The organism is Bordetella tumulicola, from assembly GCF_965138755.1.
GTDB classification, from domain to species: Bacteria; Pseudomonadota; Gammaproteobacteria; order Burkholderiales; family Burkholderiaceae_B; genus Bordetella_A; species Bordetella_A tumulicola.
Map to the genome: position 1 here is coordinate 1 of NZ_CBCSFP010000010.1, position 16,817 is coordinate 16,817.

Annotated in this window: 14 protein-coding genes; 5 read left to right on the plus strand and 9 right to left on the minus strand. The window is 61.0% G+C overall.

The genetic code is table 11. From position 1 onward, the window contains the following. Positions 1-187 precede the first annotated feature (187 nt). From ACNAZS_RS20205 to risA, 4 genes are all read right to left on the minus strand, one after another. On the minus strand, positions 188-706 hold the full coding sequence (locus ACNAZS_RS20205) for a carboxymuconolactone decarboxylase family protein (RefSeq protein ID WP_415792309.1): 519 nt from the start codon (positions 704-706) through the stop codon (positions 188-190). 54 nt (positions 707-760) lie between these two features. Then, a complete protein-coding gene (locus tag ACNAZS_RS20210) occupies positions 761-1,309 on the minus strand; it encodes a peroxiredoxin (protein ID WP_415792310.1) in 549 nt (182 codons plus the stop codon). Positions 1,310-1,377: 68 nt separating this feature from the next. Beyond that, entirely contained in the window at positions 1,378-2,772 is a 1,395-nt protein-coding gene (risS, locus tag ACNAZS_RS20215; protein ID WP_460475296.1) for a sensor histidine kinase RisS, read from the minus strand. 34 nt (positions 2,773-2,806) lie between these two features. Further along, positions 2,807-3,541, minus strand: a complete 735-nt coding sequence (risA, locus tag ACNAZS_RS20220) for a response regulator transcription factor RisA (protein ID WP_415792312.1) — start codon at positions 3,539-3,541, stop codon at positions 2,807-2,809. A 153-nt stretch (positions 3,542-3,694) separates the two neighbouring features. On the opposite strand from risA, the gene tsaB reads away from it, so the two are divergent. Together tsaB and ACNAZS_RS20230 are read left to right on the plus strand one after the other, a co-directional pair. Further along, complete coding sequence (tsaB, locus tag ACNAZS_RS20225; protein ID WP_415792313.1) at positions 3,695-5,011, plus strand: tRNA (adenosine(37)-N6)-threonylcarbamoyltransferase complex dimerization subunit type 1 TsaB; 1,317 nt, start codon at positions 3,695-3,697, stop codon at positions 5,009-5,011. After that, complete coding sequence (locus ACNAZS_RS20230; RefSeq protein ID WP_415792314.1) at positions 4,984-5,985, plus strand: uracil-DNA glycosylase; 1,002 nt, start codon at positions 4,984-4,986, stop codon at positions 5,983-5,985. Before tsaB ends, ACNAZS_RS20230 begins: the two co-directional genes overlap by 28 nt. 102 nt (positions 5,986-6,087) lie before the next feature. Here ACNAZS_RS20230 and lplT read toward each other — a convergent pair whose 3' ends face one another. Further along, positions 6,088-7,401, minus strand: a complete 1,314-nt coding sequence (lplT, locus tag ACNAZS_RS20235) for a lysophospholipid transporter LplT (protein ID WP_415792315.1) — start codon at positions 7,399-7,401, stop codon at positions 6,088-6,090. A 286-nt stretch (positions 7,402-7,687) separates the two neighbouring features. Here lplT and smc point away from each other — a divergent pair, with 286 nt between their 5' ends. Genes smc through ligA form a run of 3 tightly spaced genes read left to right on the plus strand, consistent with a single transcriptional unit; the run spans position 7,688 to position 14,430 of the window. Further along, on the plus strand, positions 7,688-11,218 hold the full coding sequence (gene smc, locus ACNAZS_RS20240; RefSeq protein WP_415792497.1) for a chromosome segregation protein SMC: 3,531 nt from the start codon (positions 7,688-7,690) through the stop codon (positions 11,216-11,218). A 45-nt stretch (positions 11,219-11,263) separates the two neighbouring features. Then, positions 11,264-12,331: a cell division protein ZipA C-terminal FtsZ-binding domain-containing protein gene (locus tag ACNAZS_RS20245; protein ID WP_415792316.1), complete on the plus strand. Its 1,068-nt coding sequence runs from the start codon at positions 11,264-11,266 to the stop codon at positions 12,329-12,331. Then, positions 12,331-14,430, plus strand: coding sequence for an NAD-dependent DNA ligase LigA (ligA, locus tag ACNAZS_RS20250; RefSeq protein WP_415792317.1), 2,100 nt, complete (start codon positions 12,331-12,333; stop codon positions 14,428-14,430). Before ACNAZS_RS20245 ends, ligA begins: the two co-directional genes overlap by 1 nt. A 199-nt stretch (positions 14,431-14,629) precedes the next feature. Here the strand turns inward: ligA and ACNAZS_RS20255 are convergent, their stop codons facing one another. The 4 genes from ACNAZS_RS20255 to msrB all read right to left on the minus strand — a co-directional run bounded on the left by ACNAZS_RS20255 (position 14,630) and on the right by msrB (position 16,790). Next, positions 14,630-15,406, minus strand: coding sequence for a peptidylprolyl isomerase (locus ACNAZS_RS20255; RefSeq protein WP_415792318.1), 777 nt, complete (start codon positions 15,404-15,406; stop codon positions 14,630-14,632). A 9-nt stretch (positions 15,407-15,415) separates the two neighbouring features. Next, positions 15,416-15,694, minus strand: a complete 279-nt coding sequence (locus ACNAZS_RS20260) for a BolA family protein (protein ID WP_415792319.1) — start codon at positions 15,692-15,694, stop codon at positions 15,416-15,418. A 113-nt stretch (positions 15,695-15,807) separates the two neighbouring features. Beyond that, the gene (locus ACNAZS_RS20265) at positions 15,808-16,392 is read right to left on the minus strand and encodes a septation protein A (protein WP_415792320.1); all 585 of its coding nucleotides are present in this window, start codon (positions 16,390-16,392) and stop codon (positions 15,808-15,810) included. After that, complete coding sequence (gene msrB / locus ACNAZS_RS20270; RefSeq protein ID WP_415792321.1) at positions 16,392-16,790, minus strand: peptide-methionine (R)-S-oxide reductase MsrB; 399 nt, start codon at positions 16,788-16,790, stop codon at positions 16,392-16,394. The genes ACNAZS_RS20265 and msrB overlap by 1 nt, the downstream gene beginning before the upstream one ends. Positions 16,791-16,817: the final 27 nt, after the last annotated feature.

The following is a 16,817-nucleotide window of genomic DNA, read 5'->3' on the forward strand; positions in this document are numbered from 1 at the left end:
CCCCCCGGCTCCCCCAAACCACCCAAAAGAACTCAACAACCCCCTACACGCAAGACAAGGCAGCGTGCAAGCAGGCAGCCGGAACGCAAACAAGGGTGCAGCAAAAGAAAAGAGACGCCCTCGAATAAACGAAAGCGCCTCTTAAGAACCTAACGCACCCGACCGAAAATCGAGTGCAAAAAACGTATTACTTACCCTGAGCCGCCAAAGACAAGGCAGCGGCGTTGACTACCGCAGCGATACGGCCGACGTCGCGGAGTTGTTCGACGCTGAAGCCGTCTTTCTTCAGGTTTTCGTAGTGGGACTGTACGCAGAAATGGCATTTACCGATGATTGATGCGGCCAATGCGAACAGTTCGAAGCGTTTTTTGTCCACGCCGCCATGGGTCGAGTAGGCATTCATACGCAATTGGGCGGGCAGGGTCTTGAGTTGCGCGTCGCCGGTCATTTCAACGTAGGGGTACCAGACGTTGTTCATGCCCATCAGGGCCGAGGCGGTGAGGGCGGCGTTGGCGTCGGTTTCCGACAGGCCGCTCTTGAAGGCTTCGATCAGGACCGGGCTGCGGGCGGCAAAAGCGGCCGACAGGGCGGCGCCGACGGCGTCTTCGGGGGCCAGGGTGGAGCGTGCGATAACTCCGTCCAGATTCAGGCGGATGTCTTTGGCCCAGTCTGGCAGTTGTTCCTTGATTGCTGAGAGGAATTCCATAGTTTTTACCTATAATCTGGATCAGGAAAAGCCCGGCAGGGCCGGGCTAAGAAATTACAGCGTTGCGCCGCCAACCGTACGGTTGCAAGGGCACAGCTCGTCGGTTTGCAGACCGTCGAGCAAGCGCAGCACTTCTTCAGGGTTACGGCCGACGTTCAGGTTGTTGACCGAAACGTGCTGGATCGTGTTGTCCGGATCAACGATGAAGGTTGCGCGCAGGGCGACGCCTTCTTCTTTGTCGCGGATACCCAGTTGGTCAACCAGGGCGCCGGTGGTGTCGCCGAATTGGTAGTGACCCAGCTTGTTCAAGTCCGGGTGCTCGCGGCGCCATGCCAGCTTGACGAATTCGTTGTCCACGGAACCACCCAGCAGGACGGCGTCGCGGTCTTCGAAGTCTTTGGCCAGGTTGTTGAAGCCGACGATTTCGGTGGGGCACACGAACGTGAAGTCTTTGGGGTAGAAGTAGATCACCTTCCACTTGCCGGGGAAGGAGCTTTCGGTGATGTCTTCAAAAGCCGACACGCCGTTTTCTTCGTGCTGATTGAAGCCGGGTTTGACGCCGGAAACCTTAAAGGGCTCGAGCTTGTCGCCAACAGTTTTCATGAATGCTCCCGTAAGTTGTTGGGTGGAAAAAGGCACTGAATATCGTGCGCTAAGACCCAAATTTTACGCTATTGGCTATCGGTGTCTAATTGATAATTTCTAAAACGGGCTTTAGGAATCTCTATCCTTGCGGTCAGGCCGCCACCTTGGCGTTCGAGCATTTTGAGTGAGCCGCCGACGTGTTTGAGCAGGCGTTCGACGATGGCCAGACCCAGGCCGGCGCCACTGACGCCGGTGCGGGCGGCTTCGCCGCGGGAGAAGGGGCGAAGCAGGCGGTCGACGTCGTCGGGGGCGATGCCGGGACCACGGTCGGAGACCTCGATAATGTGGAAATTGCCCTCGGTGTGCAGGTTCATGCTGAGGTGGGCCTGGCCATCGGTGGAGCGGCCATAGCGACGGGCGTTTTCGATGAGGTTGCTGACGACGCGCCTGAGGTCAAGAGCAGTCACTCGGGCGAGCAGGTCGGGCTCGATCGAGGCGTCGAGATTGCCTCCCAGCGAGGCGGTGTGGCTGCGCTCGCGTTCGTAGAGCTCGTTGAGGACGGCGGAAATGTCGGTGGCGGTTTGGGGCAGGGAGCCAGCCGGGCGGGCGTATTCCATGAGCTGGCCGATGCTGTGATCGATTTGGCCCAGGTCGTCGTCGATGGCTTGGCGGGCGTCTTCGGATACGCCGCTCATTTCGATTTCGAGCCGCATGCGTGCCAGAGGGGTACGCAGGTCATGGGAGATGCCCGCCAGCATCAGTTCGCGGTCCGCTTCGGCTCGACGCAGGTCTTTGGACATGCGGTTGAAGGACGCGTTCAGGTCGCGGATCTCGAGTGGTCCGTTTTCAGGGAGTGGGGCGGGGGTATCGCCGCGGGAGAGGACTTGTGCGGCGCGCGCCAGGCGCGAGAGTGGACGGTTGACGAAGCCCACGCTGACTGCCGCGCCGACGAGCGAGAGCAGCAGGGCGGTGGCGCCCCAGCCTAGCCATTCGATACCACCGGTCAGGCCGATTTGCTCGCGCTCGAAGACGAGCCAGTACAGGTCCTGGTTGATCTGAAAGCTGACCCAGAAGCCCGGTACTTGATTGACGCCCCACATGATCTGGGTTTCAGGACCAAAACGCGTGCGGATGTGCTGGGCGACCCGTTGCCAGTAGTCGTCCTCGGGCAGGGCCTCGGTGAAGTCGGTGACTTCGCGGGGATAGACCTGGATCCCCTCGTTGGTGGCCAAGTCGAGCAGCAGCTTGCTGCGTTCGGTGCCGTCAGCGTAGATCAGCGCCGTCCGGGTGATATTGACGGCAGTGATCACCCGCTGCGCCATTTGGTTGGCGCGCGGGCCGAGCTCCATGCTGAAGAAAACTTGCAGCCATGCGCCCAGACTCACCAGCATCAGGGCTGCCAGCAGCAAAAAAGTGCGGCCGAACAGCCCCAATTTGAGGCGAGAGGTCAGATTGCGAAGGATCCTGCGTAAACCGGGCACGAGACGTCGTGCGTGTCGAGGTCCTGTGGCGTGATCAGCTGCCGCCATCCGGAACAAACACGTAGCCCAGACCCCAGACCGTCTGGATGAAGACCGGTTTGGACGGATTGGGTTCGATCAGCTTGCGCAGGCGCGAGATTTGCACGTCCAGGCTGCGATCGAAGGCTTCGTATTCTCGGCCTCGGGCCAGTTCCATCAGTTTGTCGCGCGACAGCGGGATCTTGGGGTGGCGTGCGAAAACTTTCAGGACGGAAAATTCGCCCGTGGTGATGGGAACCTGCTCATTATTGCGCGTGAGCGTACGGGTCGACAGGTTGAGCACATACGGCCCAAAGACGATGGATTCGTTTTCCTGGCTGGGAGCACCCGGGTGTTCTTCGGTACCGCGGCGGCGCAAAATGGCATTGATGCGAGCCAGCAGTTCACGGGGGTTGAATGGCTTGGACAGGTAGTCGTCGGCGCCCATTTCCAAGCCAACGATACGGTCGATTTCCTCGGCCTTGGCCGTCAGCATGATGATGGGCGTGTTGTCGTGGCCGCCACGCAGGCGGCGGCAGATCGACAGACCGTCTTCGCCGGGCAGCATCAGGTCGAGTACGAGCAGATCAAAGTGCTCGCGCTGCCAGAGCTTGCCCATTTCTTTCGCGTCTTCGGCGACAAAGACGTTGAACCCTTGCTCCGACAAGTACCGCCGTAGCAGATCGCGCAGACGCGGATCATCATCGACGACAAGGATTTTGCGGATGGGGTTGGTGTTTTGCGTGTTCATGGCCCGAAATGTAACAGTGACGAGAATCAACGGCTAGTAGCCATTCACAAGATATTACACATTGCGAGATAAGGTTGAAATCCCCCTTACACGTTCAAGAGACATTCTTGTGACTTAATGGGCCGTTCTTGTGATTTCGTACAATCGTCATCTATGGATTTGAACCTGTTGGCTCTTGAGACGTCCTCCTCGCGTTGCGGGGTGGCCCTTTTGCGCGAAACCGATGCGGGCAGCACGGTTTGCGTGCTCGAACACGAGGGTGCACAAGAGCACGCCGAGCGCTTGCTGCCCATGGCGGGCGAGCTACTGGCGCGGGCTGGGCTGGCGCCGACGGACTTGCACGCCGTGGCGTTTGGCCAGGGGCCAGGCGGCTTTACGGGGCTGCGGATCGCCTGCGGGGTCGCACAGGGCATGGGATTGGCCTTGGGGGTGCCTGTGGTGTCCGTGGTGTCTCACCTGGCGGTGGCGCACGAGACGGGCGCCGAACCCGGGGATGTCGTCTTGGTGGCCCTGGATGCACGAATGAACGAGGTCTATCTGGCGGCCTATGCGCTTGGCCGGGATGCGGATAATCCCTGGGTGACGCTTCAGGCCCCGATGTTGATCGCGGCGGCTGAGGTGGTGCCTTGGGCTGCCCATCACCTGTCGATCTGGTCGGCCAGCGAGCCGGTGAGGGGTTTGGCCATTGGTCTGGCCAATGGCGTTGGCGATGGGCTGGTGCGCGGCGACGCGTCCTCGCTGACAGTGGCCACGCCGGTCTTGGCGGGTGATGCCTGGGATGTCTATGCGGCCGAGATGGCGGCGCCGTCGGACTGGCGCCGCAGTGCGGCGACGCGTCCCCAGGCGCGTGACGTGGCCTATTTGGCCCGGCAAGCCTGGCTGCGTGGCGAAGGCGCCGCGCCGGAGCTGGCCGCGCCGCTCTACGTGCGCGACAAGGTGGCATTTACGACGGCCGAGCGTGATCGCGGGTTAGGGGGCAATCCCAAGGCCGCGCCGACCTGGTCTGCTCCTGTGCTCGAGCCGATGGCGCAAGCCGATCTGGACGAGGTGGCTGACCTCGAGGCGAATCTGCAGGCGTTTCCGTGGACGCGGGGCAATTTTGCCGATGCGCTGGCGTCGGGCTACGAGGCCTGCGTTTTGCGCCAGGCGGGCAAGGTCGTCGGATTTTGCTTGGTCATGCTGGCCCCGGATGTGGCGCATTTGCTGGTGATAGGGGTGTCTCGCGCGCACCATCGCCAGGGTATGGGCAGTATGCTGCTGGACTGGTGCGTGAAGCTCGCACGCGCCCAGGATTTGCCGGCAGTGATGCTTGAGGTTCGGCCCTCGAATCAGCCGGCTGTGGGTTTTTATGAAAAGCGCGGATTTCAGCGTATCGGCGTGCGTCGGGGCTATTATCCGACCGGTCAGGGGCAACGCGAGGATGCTTTGGTGATGCAGAAAATATGGGTGGACGAAGAGGAACCGTCGTGACGATGGTGGCGCCCCGCATCAATGCGTTGCAGAAGCTCTGGCTGCGCGAAATCGGCATTGAAAAGACCTGGCTGCAGGTTGCCGAGCCGGTAGTGGTGCCGCAGGCGTCGACCCAGGCGGAATCGTTCCATGACGAGTCGACGCAGGCCAGGGGGGCGAACGCCCCGGCAGGCGACGATTCGGTCGGAGTAGGCGGGGCCGCCAGAACGGCGGATGGCCCAGCCGCGGCGCTCAGTGCGGTGCGGGCCGCCGATGCTACAAAAGGCGAGCGCGCGGTGGCCAAGGGGCCGCTCAACGTTTCTGTGGTCCCTGCGGCCCCTGTCGCGGCGCCCCGGCCGCCTCGATCCTCGCCTTCCATTAAGCAGCCTCAACCTGCGGCAGAGTCTCGTTCGGTCACCGAGCCGGTGATTCCCGCGACCGATTTTGACGCGCTGCGCGACCAGGTTCAGCAATGCACCTCTTGTGGCTTGTGCCAGGGGCGTCGTCACGCGGTGTTTGGCATGGGTGCGCGGCCCGCTCGCTGGATGGTCGTAGGTGAGGCGCCGGGCGAACAAGAAGACCGCCAGGGCCTACCCTTTGTCGGGCGGTCCGGCCAGTTGCTGGACGCCATGTTGAGCGCGGTGGGGATGAGTCGTGAAAAAGACGTCTTTATCGCCAACGTCATCAAATGCCGTCCGCCGGGCAATCGCAACCCCAAGCCCGAGGAAATCGCGGCCTGCAGCCCCTACCTGAAGCGGCAGATTGAGCTGATTCAGCCCGAACGTATTTTGGTGCTGGGTCGTTTCGCGGCCCAGACCCTGCTGGGAACGGATGCCACGATTGGCAATCTGCGCGGGCGTCAGCACGCACTGACGACGGATGACGGGCGCAGTATTCCGGTGATTGTCAGCTATCACCCCGCGTATTTGCTGCGCAGCCCCACCGAAAAGGCACGGGCCTGGCAAGACCTCAGGCTCGCCGCGACCTCGGGCTGACGCCCGGCACAAGGTGTGTCGGCTCTGTCCGGTATTTGGCGTGTGTTCATGCGGGTTGACTCCCCATGCAGGGGCGTCGTGGCGCATAGCGCGTTTTGCGGTTCAATGCGGGGTGTCGAGCGCCCGGCCGTGACCTTCCTGGCCAATTTGCTCTTGCAGGGCGGGATTGGCAGACATGTTGCGGCGACTCCAGCGCATGAACAGCACCATCAGGATGGCGACCAGCAGGCCAAACAGCACGATCACCGTGTTGATCGGGATTTGCAGCCACAGCATCAGGGTGTACATGGCCACCATCAGCAGAATATTGAGCTGTTCATTGAAGTTCTGAACGGCAATGGAGTGCCCGGCCGATAGCAGGACATGGCCGCGGTGCTGCAAGAGGGCGTTCATGGGCACGACAAAGAATCCGGCAAGCCCGCCTGTCAGCAACAGGAGAGCGTAGACGGCCCAGGTCGCTTTGACCAGTGGCATCAACAGCACCACCAGGCCCATCAAGGCGCCCACTGGCAGCACGCACAAGGCTTTGCGCAGCGGGATGCGCCCGGCCAGAATAGAGCCCACAACCGTGCCGACTGCCGCCACGCCCATCAACATCGAGGCCTCATCCAGGCGGTATCCCAGGTGGCGTCTGCCCCATTCGATGACGATCAATTGCAAGACGGCGCCGGCGCCCCAGAAGAGCGTGGTGACGGCGAGCGAGATTTGACCCAGCTTGTCATTCCACAGGACTCGCACATAGCTGGCAAAGGCCCTGGTCAGTTTGATGGGGTTTTTTTGTTGCGGCGGGTAGCGCACGTGTGTGTGCGGAATCAGCAGGTTGCACAGCGACGCCAGCAGATACACAAAGGCAATGACCAAAATGGCCGCCTCTGCCGGCGTGTGCACCCATTTGCCGATAAATTGGTGATCCAGCAACACGAGCGAAGCAGCAGGAGAAATCAGGACGCCGCCCAGGACGGTACCCAGGATGATGGAGAACACCGTCAGGCCCTCGATCCAGCTATTGCCCTTGACCAGCATTTCGGGCGGCAGCATTTCGGTGACGATGCCGTATTTGGCCGGGGAGTACGCCGCGGCGCCCACGCCGACCAGCCCATACGCCAAGCAGACCAAATAGGTCTGGTATTGCTCGGAAACCCCTAGATTGGCATACAGGAACATCATCAGGCAGCCGCAGATCTTGAGGGCGTTGGTGGCGAACATCACCCGCCCTTTGGGGAAGGAGTCGGCCAGTGCGCCAACGAAAGCGGCCAGCACCACGTAGGACAGTGCGAATGACCACTTCATCAGCGGCGCCATCCAGTCAGGGCCATGCAATTCCAGTATCAAGGCGATCGCTGCAATGAACAGCGCATTGTCCGCCAGAGACGAGAAGGCCTGAGCAGCCATGACCAGATAAAACCCACGTTTCAAAAGACAATCCCCGGTGGCTGCCGGTCTGCTGGCAGCGGTGAAAAATCTGTATCGTATGGAAAAAAGTGTCAGCGAGTATAGCGTCTGGCGCGTGAGGCCGGGCGTTATTGTCGATTCCTGACTAAGCGCATCGACGGGCTGGGGTATCATACGAACCACATCTGATTCGCCATTTTTGGCCCTGCGGGCCAGTCTGGCATTCCCGGTTTTCCATTCCGGGTTTGTCATGGGTACGGCAGGTCTGTTCAACGCGTTTCGTTTAACCCCACCCGTCCGTCATCGTACAGTGCGCCTTACACAACTAAAACTCGCCGGATTCAAATCATTCGTCGATCCTACCGTGATCCCCGTCCCCAGTCAGTTGGTCGGCGTGGTGGGTCCCAATGGCTGCGGTAAATCCAATATTATCGATGCCGTGCGCTGGGTGCTGGGCGAGGCCAAGGCCTCCGAGTTGCGTGGCGAGTCCATGCAGGACGTGATTTTCAACGGATCGGGCCATCGCAAACCCGCCGGGCGCGCATCGGTCGAAATGGTATTCGACAATAGTGAAGGGCGTGCCGCTGGCCAATGGAGCGCGTATTCCGAGATCGCGGTGCGTCGCGTGTTGACGCGCGACGGTACCAGCAGCTATTACGTCAACAATCAGCAGGTTCGGCGTCGCGACATTCACGACATTTTCCTGGGCACCGGCCTGGGTGCGCGTGGCTACGCCATCATCGGGCAGGGCATGATCAACCGCCTGATCGAGGCGCGCCCCGAAGAGCTTCGCGTTTTCCTCGAAGAGGCTGCGGGCGTCTCGCGCTACAAAGAGCGGCGCCGCGAAACCGAAAACCGTTTGTCCGATACCCGCGAAAACCTGACACGGGTCGAAGATATCCTGCGCGAGCTGGGCTCGCAGGTGGAAAAACTCGAGGCTCAGGCCGAGGTAGCTCGGCAATACCGTGGATTGCAGGCCGATGGCGAAAAGAAGCAGTTCGCCCTGTGGCTATTGAAAGAAACCGGTGCGCGCGATGAGCGCCAGCGCAAAAACCAGGAGATGGCCCAGGCCCAGACGAACCTGGAGGCGGCCATCGCAGGGCTGCGCGCGGGCGAACTCGAGCTGGAATCACGTCGCCAGGCCCATTACGCGGCCAGTGACGCCGTGCACACGGCACAGGGGCATCTATACGAGGCGAACGCGCAAGTCAGCCGCCTCGAGGCCGAAATTCGTCACGTCGTGGATTCGCGCAACCGTCTGCAAGCACGCCGGGATCAATTGCAGCAACAGATTGCCGAATGGGAGTCCCAACAAGCGCACTGTATCGAGCAGATCGCACAGGCCGAAGACGACCTGGCGACCGGCGCGGCCCGCACCGAAGAGGCCCGCGCGCTAGCCGAGGAGGCCCAGGCCAGCCTGCCCGATACCGAGTCCCGGGTACGGGATGCCGCCGCCTCGCGCGACGAGATGCGCAGCGGGTTGGCACGCGTCGAGCAACACCTGGCGCTGGCGGCGCAAACCCAGCGCGATGCCGACCGCCAGTTGCAAAACCTGGAGCAGCGCCGAGAGCGCTTGCAGCAGGAATTACGCGAACTGCAGGCGCCGGATCCTGTCCGGCTGGAGCAACTGGCCGGCGACCGTGCCATGGGCGAGGACCAACTCGACGAGGCCCAGGAAGCGTTGGCGACGCTGGAGGGTCAGGTACCTGAGGCGGACGCCGAGCGTAGCCGCGCCCAGAACGCCGCCCAGCAAGACGCGCAAAGCCTGTCACGACTCGAGGCTCGTTTGGCCGCATTGGCCAAACTCCAGGAAGACGTCCAGAAGCAGGGGACGCTCGAGCCTTGGCTGACCAAGCACGAGCTGACCGGTCTGGCGCGCTTGTGGCAAAAACTGAATATCGAGCCGGGCTGGGAAAACGCCCTCGAAGCCGTGTTGCGCGAGCGCATGACGGCAATGGAGGTGCGCAACCTGGACTGGTCGCGTGCCTTTGCCGAGGACGCACCACCCGCACGCCTCGCGTTTTACCAGGTGCCGGTCGCGGCCCCCGCGCCGGCCGCGCCATCGGGCCTGACGCCGCTGTCGAGTCTATTGCGCGTGACGGATCCCGATCTGCGCACCATGCTTAACGCGTGGCTGGGCAGCGTGTATATCGCCGACGATATCGGCCAGGCCCTGGCCCTGCGCGCCACTTTGCCGCCCGGCGCGGTATGTGTGGTGCCGGCGGGCCATTTGGTCGATGCCCATAGTGTGCGGTTTTATGCGCCAGACTCCGAGCAGGCCGGCATGTTGGCACGCCAACACGAAATCGAGAACCTGCAGCGCGAAATCAAGGCGCACCAGTTGATCTCCGATCAGGCGCGTGCTGCCGTGGCGCGTGCGGAAAGCATCTGGCAACAGGTTTCGCAAGCGATCGCGCCGGCACGTCAGCGTGTGGCCGAAGTCACGCGTCGGGTGCATGACATCCAGCTTGAGCATTCACGCTTGCAGCAACAGGCCCAGCAGTCCGGTGAGCGTGCCGAACGCCTGCGTCAGGATCTCGCAGAAATCTCGGCGCATGAAGAAGACCTGCGCGCGACTCGCGAAGAGGCCGAAGCCCGATTCGAGACACTGGACGAGGAACTGGCCGACCATCAATCGCGTTTTTCCGATGCCGAGATCGCCGGTGAAGACCTGGCGGCACAAGCCGAGGCGGCGCGCGCCCGACTGCGTGAGCTCGAACGTGCCGCTCAGGAGGCCGAGTTCGCCGAGCGCGGCGTGCAGTCGCGCATCGCGGATCTGCAGCGCAATCGACAATTGGCCATTGATCAAAGCCAGCGCGGAGCCATCGAGCTCGAGCAATTGCAGGCCGAGCTGGCCGAGTTTGACGAGACCGCTTCGCAAACCGGCCTGCAGGACGCGCTCGAAGCCCGGGCCGAGCGCGAGGAATCCCTGACGCTCGCACGCCAGGAGCTCGATAATTTGGCGGCCTTGCTGCGCGGGGCTGACGAAGACCGGATGCAACAAGAGCGTACGCTCGAGCCGTTGCGTGCGCGTATCACTGAATTGCAATTACAGGAGCAGGCCGCTCGCCTGGCCGAAGAACAATTCACCGAGCAGCTCAATGCCCGCGAGGTCGATCGCGAAACCTTGGCCCGAGAATTGTCCAATCAGCCGGAAGAATGGCGCCGGGCCAACTGGCTGCAGTCCGAGGTCGGTCGCATTTCGCGTCAGATCGAGAGCCTGGGCTCCGTCAACCTGGCCGCCCTGGACGAGTTGAATGCGTCTCGCGAGCGCAAGGAGTTTCTGGCTGCTCAGCAACAAGACTTGCTGACGGCCATCGATACCCTCGAAGACGCTATCCGCAAGATCGATCGCGAAACACGCGAGTTGCTGCAGGCCACGTTCGATACCGTCAATGGCCATTTTGGTGAACTGTTCCCTCGGTTATTCGGGGGTGGCGAGGCCAAGCTCTCCATGACGGGCGACGAAATCCTGGACGCCGGCGTGCAGGTCATGGCGCAGCCCCCGGGCAAGCGCAACAGTACGATTCATTTGCTGTCGGGTGGGGAAAAAGCCCTGACCGCGACGGCATTGGTATTTGCCCTGTTCAAGCTCAACCCCGCCCCATTCTGCCTGCTGGACGAGGTGGATGCCCCGCTGGATGACGCTAACACCGAGCGCTATGCCAATCTTGTCAGAAGCATGAGCGAGCAGACGCAGTTCTTGTTTATCTCGCACAACAAGATTGCCATGCAGATGGCAAAGCAACTGGTGGGCGTTACCATGCAAGAGCAAGGGGTTTCGCGTATCGTTGCTGTTGATATTGACTCGGCCGTGCAAATGGCCTCCGAAGCCGCATAACCACTAATAACGGAATGGCGCTGCTTGCTGGCGCAGGATTGACACATGAGTAATTTGCAGATCGGTCTGATTGTCCTGGGTGTACTTCTGATACTACTGGTATTGGGTTTCAACTGGTGGCAAGACCGTCGTGCGCGCAGTCGTATGCAGGCACGGTTCCCCACCTCGGAACAGGATCCCTTACTGAGTGACGGTGAGGGGGCGGTACGTTCGAGCGCAGACGCCAAACGTCGGGAACCCGGTATGGGTCCGGAGCATGTCGCGGCAGCCGCGACTGCCGCCGCCGCTGCACCTGCGAATGACGTGGACGACACCGAAGAGCCCGATCCCGGTTGCGAAGTGGTGATTGAGATTCACCTCGGCGAGCCGATGCTTGGCGCCGAGTTGCTGCCGGCCATACAGGGCGTGCATCAGGTGGGGACCAAACCCGTGCGTGTGTTTGCCACCACCGAGGCGGGTCGTCATCGTGCCCGTATTCATCCCGAAGAGTCGTACGCGTCGTTGCAACTGGCGGCACTCCTGGCCAATCGCAGCGGGCCTTTGACGGCGATCGAGTGGTCGCAGCTCTGGGCGCGTGCCCAAGAATTGGCGGACCGTTTCGAGGCTACGATCGAAGGGCCGGATCAGCAAGTCGTGCTCGAGCGCGCCGTCAAGCTGGACGAACTCTGTGCGGCACTGGATGCCCAGGTTGGACTGACGTTGTTGCTGCGCGAGCCGCGATCCACGATCGACGTAATCAGCGTGGCACGAGAGTTGGGTTTCGCCGTGGACAATACGCGTTTGCTCTGGCTGACTGATACTGGCGCGACACGCTTTACGTTGTCGCGTGGCGATGGGGCAGGTTTTGACGATGGCATGGCTGCCGTCAGTCGTCTTGTGCTGCTGCTTGATGTGCCGTGCAGCCCGGCCGATTCGCGCGCGTTTGGGCGTATGGTCGATGTGGGCCGGGATCTGGCCGCGCGGTTGCAAGCCGAGTTGGTGGACGATCAAGGCAGACCCGTCGTCGACGGCATGGAAACGGGCATTGACGAGCAACTGCAAACGTTGTTCAGCAAGCTGGATCAGGCTGGACTGCCTGCAGGCAGCGTGCGCGCACAACGGGTGTTTGCTTGATGGCTGAGCACGCCAGCGCCACACAAGCGGCGCAGCGGGCGAGCGAGCTGCGTCACGAGATTGAACAGCATAACGTGCGCTACTACGTGCACGATGCGCCCGCCATTTCCGATGCGGACTACGACGCGCTGATGCGCGAGCTCGTCCAGCTCGAAACAGATCACCCCGAATTAGTGACACCCGAGTCGCCCACGCAGCGCGTGGGGGCGGCGCCCGTCGCGGCGTTTGGCAGCGTACGGCACGCCGTGCCGATGCTGTCGCTGGGTAACGCCTTCGAGTCGGATGACGTGCACGCGTTTGACCGCCGCGTATCCGATACGCTGCGCGGCGCGGGGTTGTTGCGGCCAGACGAATCACCCGCCTATTTTTGTGAATTGAAGCTCGATGGCTTGGCCATCAGCGTGCGATACGAGAACGGAGTGCTGGTACAGGCCGCCACCCGGGGTGACGGTCAGACGGGCGAAGACGTCACCGCCAATATTCGTACGATACGCACGATCCCTCTGCGCCTGAAGGGCGCCGCGCCGCGTGTGCTGGAAGTGCGTGGCGAGGTCCTGATGAATCGCGCGGAGTTCGAGCGCCTGAATCGTAGCCAGGCAGCGCGGGACGACAAGGTATTTGTCAATCCACGCAATGCCGCGGCCGGTAGCTTGCGTCAATTGGATCCGCGCATTACGGCGCAACGCCCCTTGCGGTTTTTTGCCTATAGCTGGGGCGAAGTCCAGGGTTTGCCCGAAACGCAGGCAGAGCGGTTCGAAGAATCCACGGGTAACGCCCGTCGGGAATCGACGCTGCCATACGACACGCATGGCGCCATGCTGAGCTGGTTGGCGACATTGGGCTTGCCCGTCAATACGCAACACAATCACCGCGTCACCGGGGCCGAAGGCTTGCTGGCGTTCTACGAGCAGGTCGGCCGCGAACGGCCCGGTCTGGCGTACGACATCGATGGGGTCGTCTACAAGGTCGACTCCCTGCCGGCCCAAAAGGTACTAGGTTTCGTCGCGCGTGCACCGCGCTTTGCCGTGGCGCACAAATTCCCCGCCGAAGAAGCCTCCACGCGGTTGCTGGATATCGAGGTCCAGGTAGGCCGTACGGGTGCGATCACGCCGGTGGCTCGGTTGCAGCCGGTGTTCGTCGGGGGCGTTACCGTGACCAACGCGACCCTGCACAACGAAGACGAGATCCGTCGCAAAGACGTACGCATAGGTGACACCGTGATCGTACGGCGCGCTGGCGACGTGATTCCGGAAGTCGTAGCGCCGGTGCTCAGTCAACGGCCCGAGGACGCACGTGAGTTCGTCATGCCGACCCGATGCCCCATCTGCGATTCGGCGATCGAGCGTACGGAAGACGAGGCGATCGCCCGTTGTACCGGGGGCCTGTTTTGTGCCGCCCAACGCAAACAAACGCTCTGGCATGCGGCCGGCCGCAAGGCACTGGATATCGATGGTCTGGGTGAAAAACTGGTCGATCAATTGGTCGACAGTGGGCGCGTGAAATCGTTGGCCGATCTCTATAGCCTGACCGCTTTTGAGTTGGCCGCCCTGGATCGTATGGGCAAGAAGTCTGCCGAGAATCTGGTGCAGGCCATTGACAAGGCGCGTACGCCTTCGCTGGGGCGTTTGCTGTTTGCCCTGGGCATCCGTCACGTAGGCGAGACGACCGCGCGCGATGTGGCGCGTCACTTTGGCAGCATCGAGAGCATCATGGATGCTGACGAGGAGGCCCTAGTCGGCGCACCCGATGTGGGGCCCGTTGTGGCTGCCTCTATCCGCCGATTCTTTGCCGAGGCGCACAACCGCGAAATCATCGATCTGCTCACAAAGCAGGGCGTACACCCTGTTGCCGAAGCAGGACCGCAGGGCAACGCTCTAGCGGGCAAGACATTCGTCTTGACCGGCACGATGCCCAACTGGACACGCGACGAAGCCACCCGTCACATCCTGGCCGCAGGCGGCAAGGTCAGCGGCTCTGTCTCCAAGAAAACCGCTTACGTGGTGGCGGGCGAAGACGCCGGCAGCAAACTCACCAAAGCGCAGGAATTAGGTGTGACGGTGTTGGACGAGGATGCCCTGAAAGCCTTGCTGGGCGTTTGAGCTTTCTGAATCATCGTTGTTTTTTGAAATTCTATCGTTTTGCGCAAGTCTTCTGAGCGAGATATCGGCTTGGCTTTTGATTGAATGCAATCAATCACGCCTCGCCTCAACCATCAAACAAAACACCCCAAAAATCGGACAAATATCCAACCTTTGGGGTGCAGGTTCAAGCCTGGCCGCAGCCAGGCATATCGCCGCTTTACTTGATCGTGGCTTTTTCGCGCAGTTCTTTCTGGTACTCGCCCAACGTCTGTTGACGCAGCATTTCTTCGAGTTGCGGGCGAACTTGATCCAGCGGCGGGAACTCCACCGGACGGGTGTCTTCGACCTCGATGATGTGCCAGCCGAACTGCGTCTGTACGGGTTTGTCGGCTAATTGCCCCTTCTTTAGGCTGCTGACGGTGTCGGCAAACGGTTTGACGTAGTTGGTGGGGGCAGCCCAACCCAGATCGCCGCCCTTGGCGCCACTGCCGGGATCCTTGGAGTTTTTCTTGGCCAGATCGGCGAACTTGCTTTTGTCGGCCTTGATCTGGGCGAGCAGATCGTTGGCGGTCTTTTCGTCTTCGACCAGGATGTGGCGAACCTTGAATTCCTCTTGGCCGGCCTGTTGCTTCTTGGCCTTGTCGTATTCAGCCTGGATTTGCTTGTCGGTGACGGGGTGCTTTTGCAGGTAGTCGGCCATCAGGGCGCGTACCAGAATGCCTTCGCGGGCCAGCGCGATCTCGGTCTCGGTATCGGCCTGTTTGGCGATGCCGGCTTTTTCGGCGGCCTGGACGAAGATCTGGCGATTGATCATTTCCTGCTTGACCTGTTCGCGCAATTGGGGCGAATCCGTCGCGCCCTGGCTGACCAGCAGTTTGACGAATTGATCCAGACTTTGCTGAGAGATTGCCTTGCCATTAACGGTAGCGACGTTCTGCGCAAAGGCGGGAATGGCGACCGCACAAGCGGCGGCCAGCATCACGATGCGTTTCATGGGTTTCCTTTAGGGATTTGTCAGAGGAGCTTGGGCATCAAGCGCAAGCGCATGGATGGGAAAAGGGATCAAATCTTGCAAAAGATCATACACCAGGCGGTGTCGCGCCACCGGCGACAAGCCGGCAAAGCGTACGGAAACGATACGCACATGGTAGTGCCCCGCGCCGCCCTCGGCACCTGCATGTCCCGCATGTAGATGTGAGTCGTCGCGGATGTCCAGCGCCGTGGGTGCCAGCGGCGCCAGGCGGGTACGTATCAGTGCAATGCGGTCAGTGGTGTCAGTCATCAGTAGAGCAATCAAGCACGGGAAAAATGGCCAAACATGAGGGGCCGAACCTAAGCAGGTCAAACCCAAACAGGCGAGTCAGCCGTAAAACGCCCGGCATGCCGGGCGGGAAATCAGTCCTTGCCGATTTCGCGCGGGGGTGTCTCGCCAGCCTCTGGCTGAGTGGGATGCTGCATATGTTTGCTCAGCCACAGCGACTGGCCAATCACGAAAACCAGCAACAGCCCCATCAATCCGAAGACCTTGAAATTCACCCACTGGGACTCGGTGAAATGGCCGGAAAACGCCACGTACAAATTGATGGCGCCTGCCGCTAAAAAGAACAAACCCCAGCTCAGGTTCAGTTTGTCCCAGGCGGCGTCGGAAAGTTCAATTTGACTGCCCAGCAAGCGCCGCATGATATTGCGGCCAAATAATTTTCCGCCCAATAACGCCGCACCAAATAGCCAGTACAAGACGGTGGGTTTCCACTTGATAAAGACATCGCTGTGTAGCCACAAGGTCGCACCACCAAAAATGACAATCACCGAGATGTTGACCCAGTGTGTCATTTCGATACGCTTGCCTGTGGCTCGTAACCAAATCAGTTGGGCAACCGAGGCCGCAATGGCCACCGCCGTCGCCGTATAGATATCGGCGTAGCGATACGCGACAAAGAAAAGAATCAGCGGGAACAGGTCAAACAGAAATTTCTTCATCAGTCTTCGATGGGTTCGAATTTGAGCGATACCGAATTAATGCAATAGCGCAGCCCGGTGGGCTCGGGGCCATCCGGAAATACGTGGCCCAGGTGGGAATCGCAGATATTGCACAGTACTTCGGTCCGGACCATACCGTGGGCCGTGTCGCGCTCTTCGCGCACACGAGCGGGGTCGATCGGCTCGAAATAGCTCGGCCAGCCACAACCCGCATCGAACTTGGTGTCCGACGCGAATAGCGGGGTACCACAGCCGACACAGCGGTAGATCCCCAGCGTAGTGGTATTCCAGTAACGCCCCGTAAAGGCACGCTCGGTCCCTTTTTGACGGGCCACCGCGTATTCTTCGGGGGTGAGTTGCGCACGCCATTCGGCGTCAGTTTTGTTGACTTTGTCCATATCTACTCTTTGAGTCCGCGTATAGGA

Coding starts and splice junctions, on each gene's coding strand:
- ACNAZS_RS20205 (WP_415792309.1), bottom strand. CDS start 706: ATGGAATTCCTCTCAGCAATCAAGGAACAACTGCCAGACTGGGCCAAA.
- ACNAZS_RS20210 (WP_415792310.1), bottom strand. CDS start 1,309: ATGAAAACTGTTGGCGACAAGCTCGAGCCCTTTAAGGTTTCCGGCGTC.
- risA (WP_415792312.1), bottom strand. CDS start 3,541: ATGAACACGCAAAACACCAACCCCATCCGCAAAATCCTTGTCGTCGAT.
- tsaB (WP_415792313.1), top strand. CDS start 3,695: ATGGATTTGAACCTGTTGGCTCTTGAGACGTCCTCCTCGCGTTGCGGG.
- ACNAZS_RS20230 (WP_415792314.1), top strand. CDS start 4,984: ATGGGTGGACGAAGAGGAACCGTCGTGACGATGGTGGCGCCCCGCATC.
- ACNAZS_RS20245 (WP_415792316.1), top strand. CDS start 11,264: ATGAGTAATTTGCAGATCGGTCTGATTGTCCTGGGTGTACTTCTGATA.
- ligA (WP_415792317.1), top strand. CDS start 12,331: ATGGCTGAGCACGCCAGCGCCACACAAGCGGCGCAGCGGGCGAGCGAG.
- ACNAZS_RS20255 (WP_415792318.1), bottom strand. CDS start 15,406: ATGAAACGCATCGTGATGCTGGCCGCCGCTTGTGCGGTCGCCATTCCC.
- ACNAZS_RS20260 (WP_415792319.1), bottom strand. CDS start 15,694: ATGACTGACACCACTGACCGCATTGCACTGATACGTACCCGCCTGGCG.
- ACNAZS_RS20265 (WP_415792320.1), bottom strand. CDS start 16,392: ATGAAGAAATTTCTGTTTGACCTGTTCCCGCTGATTCTTTTCTTTGTC.
- msrB (WP_415792321.1), bottom strand. CDS start 16,790: ATGGACAAAGTCAACAAAACTGACGCCGAATGGCGTGCGCAACTCACC.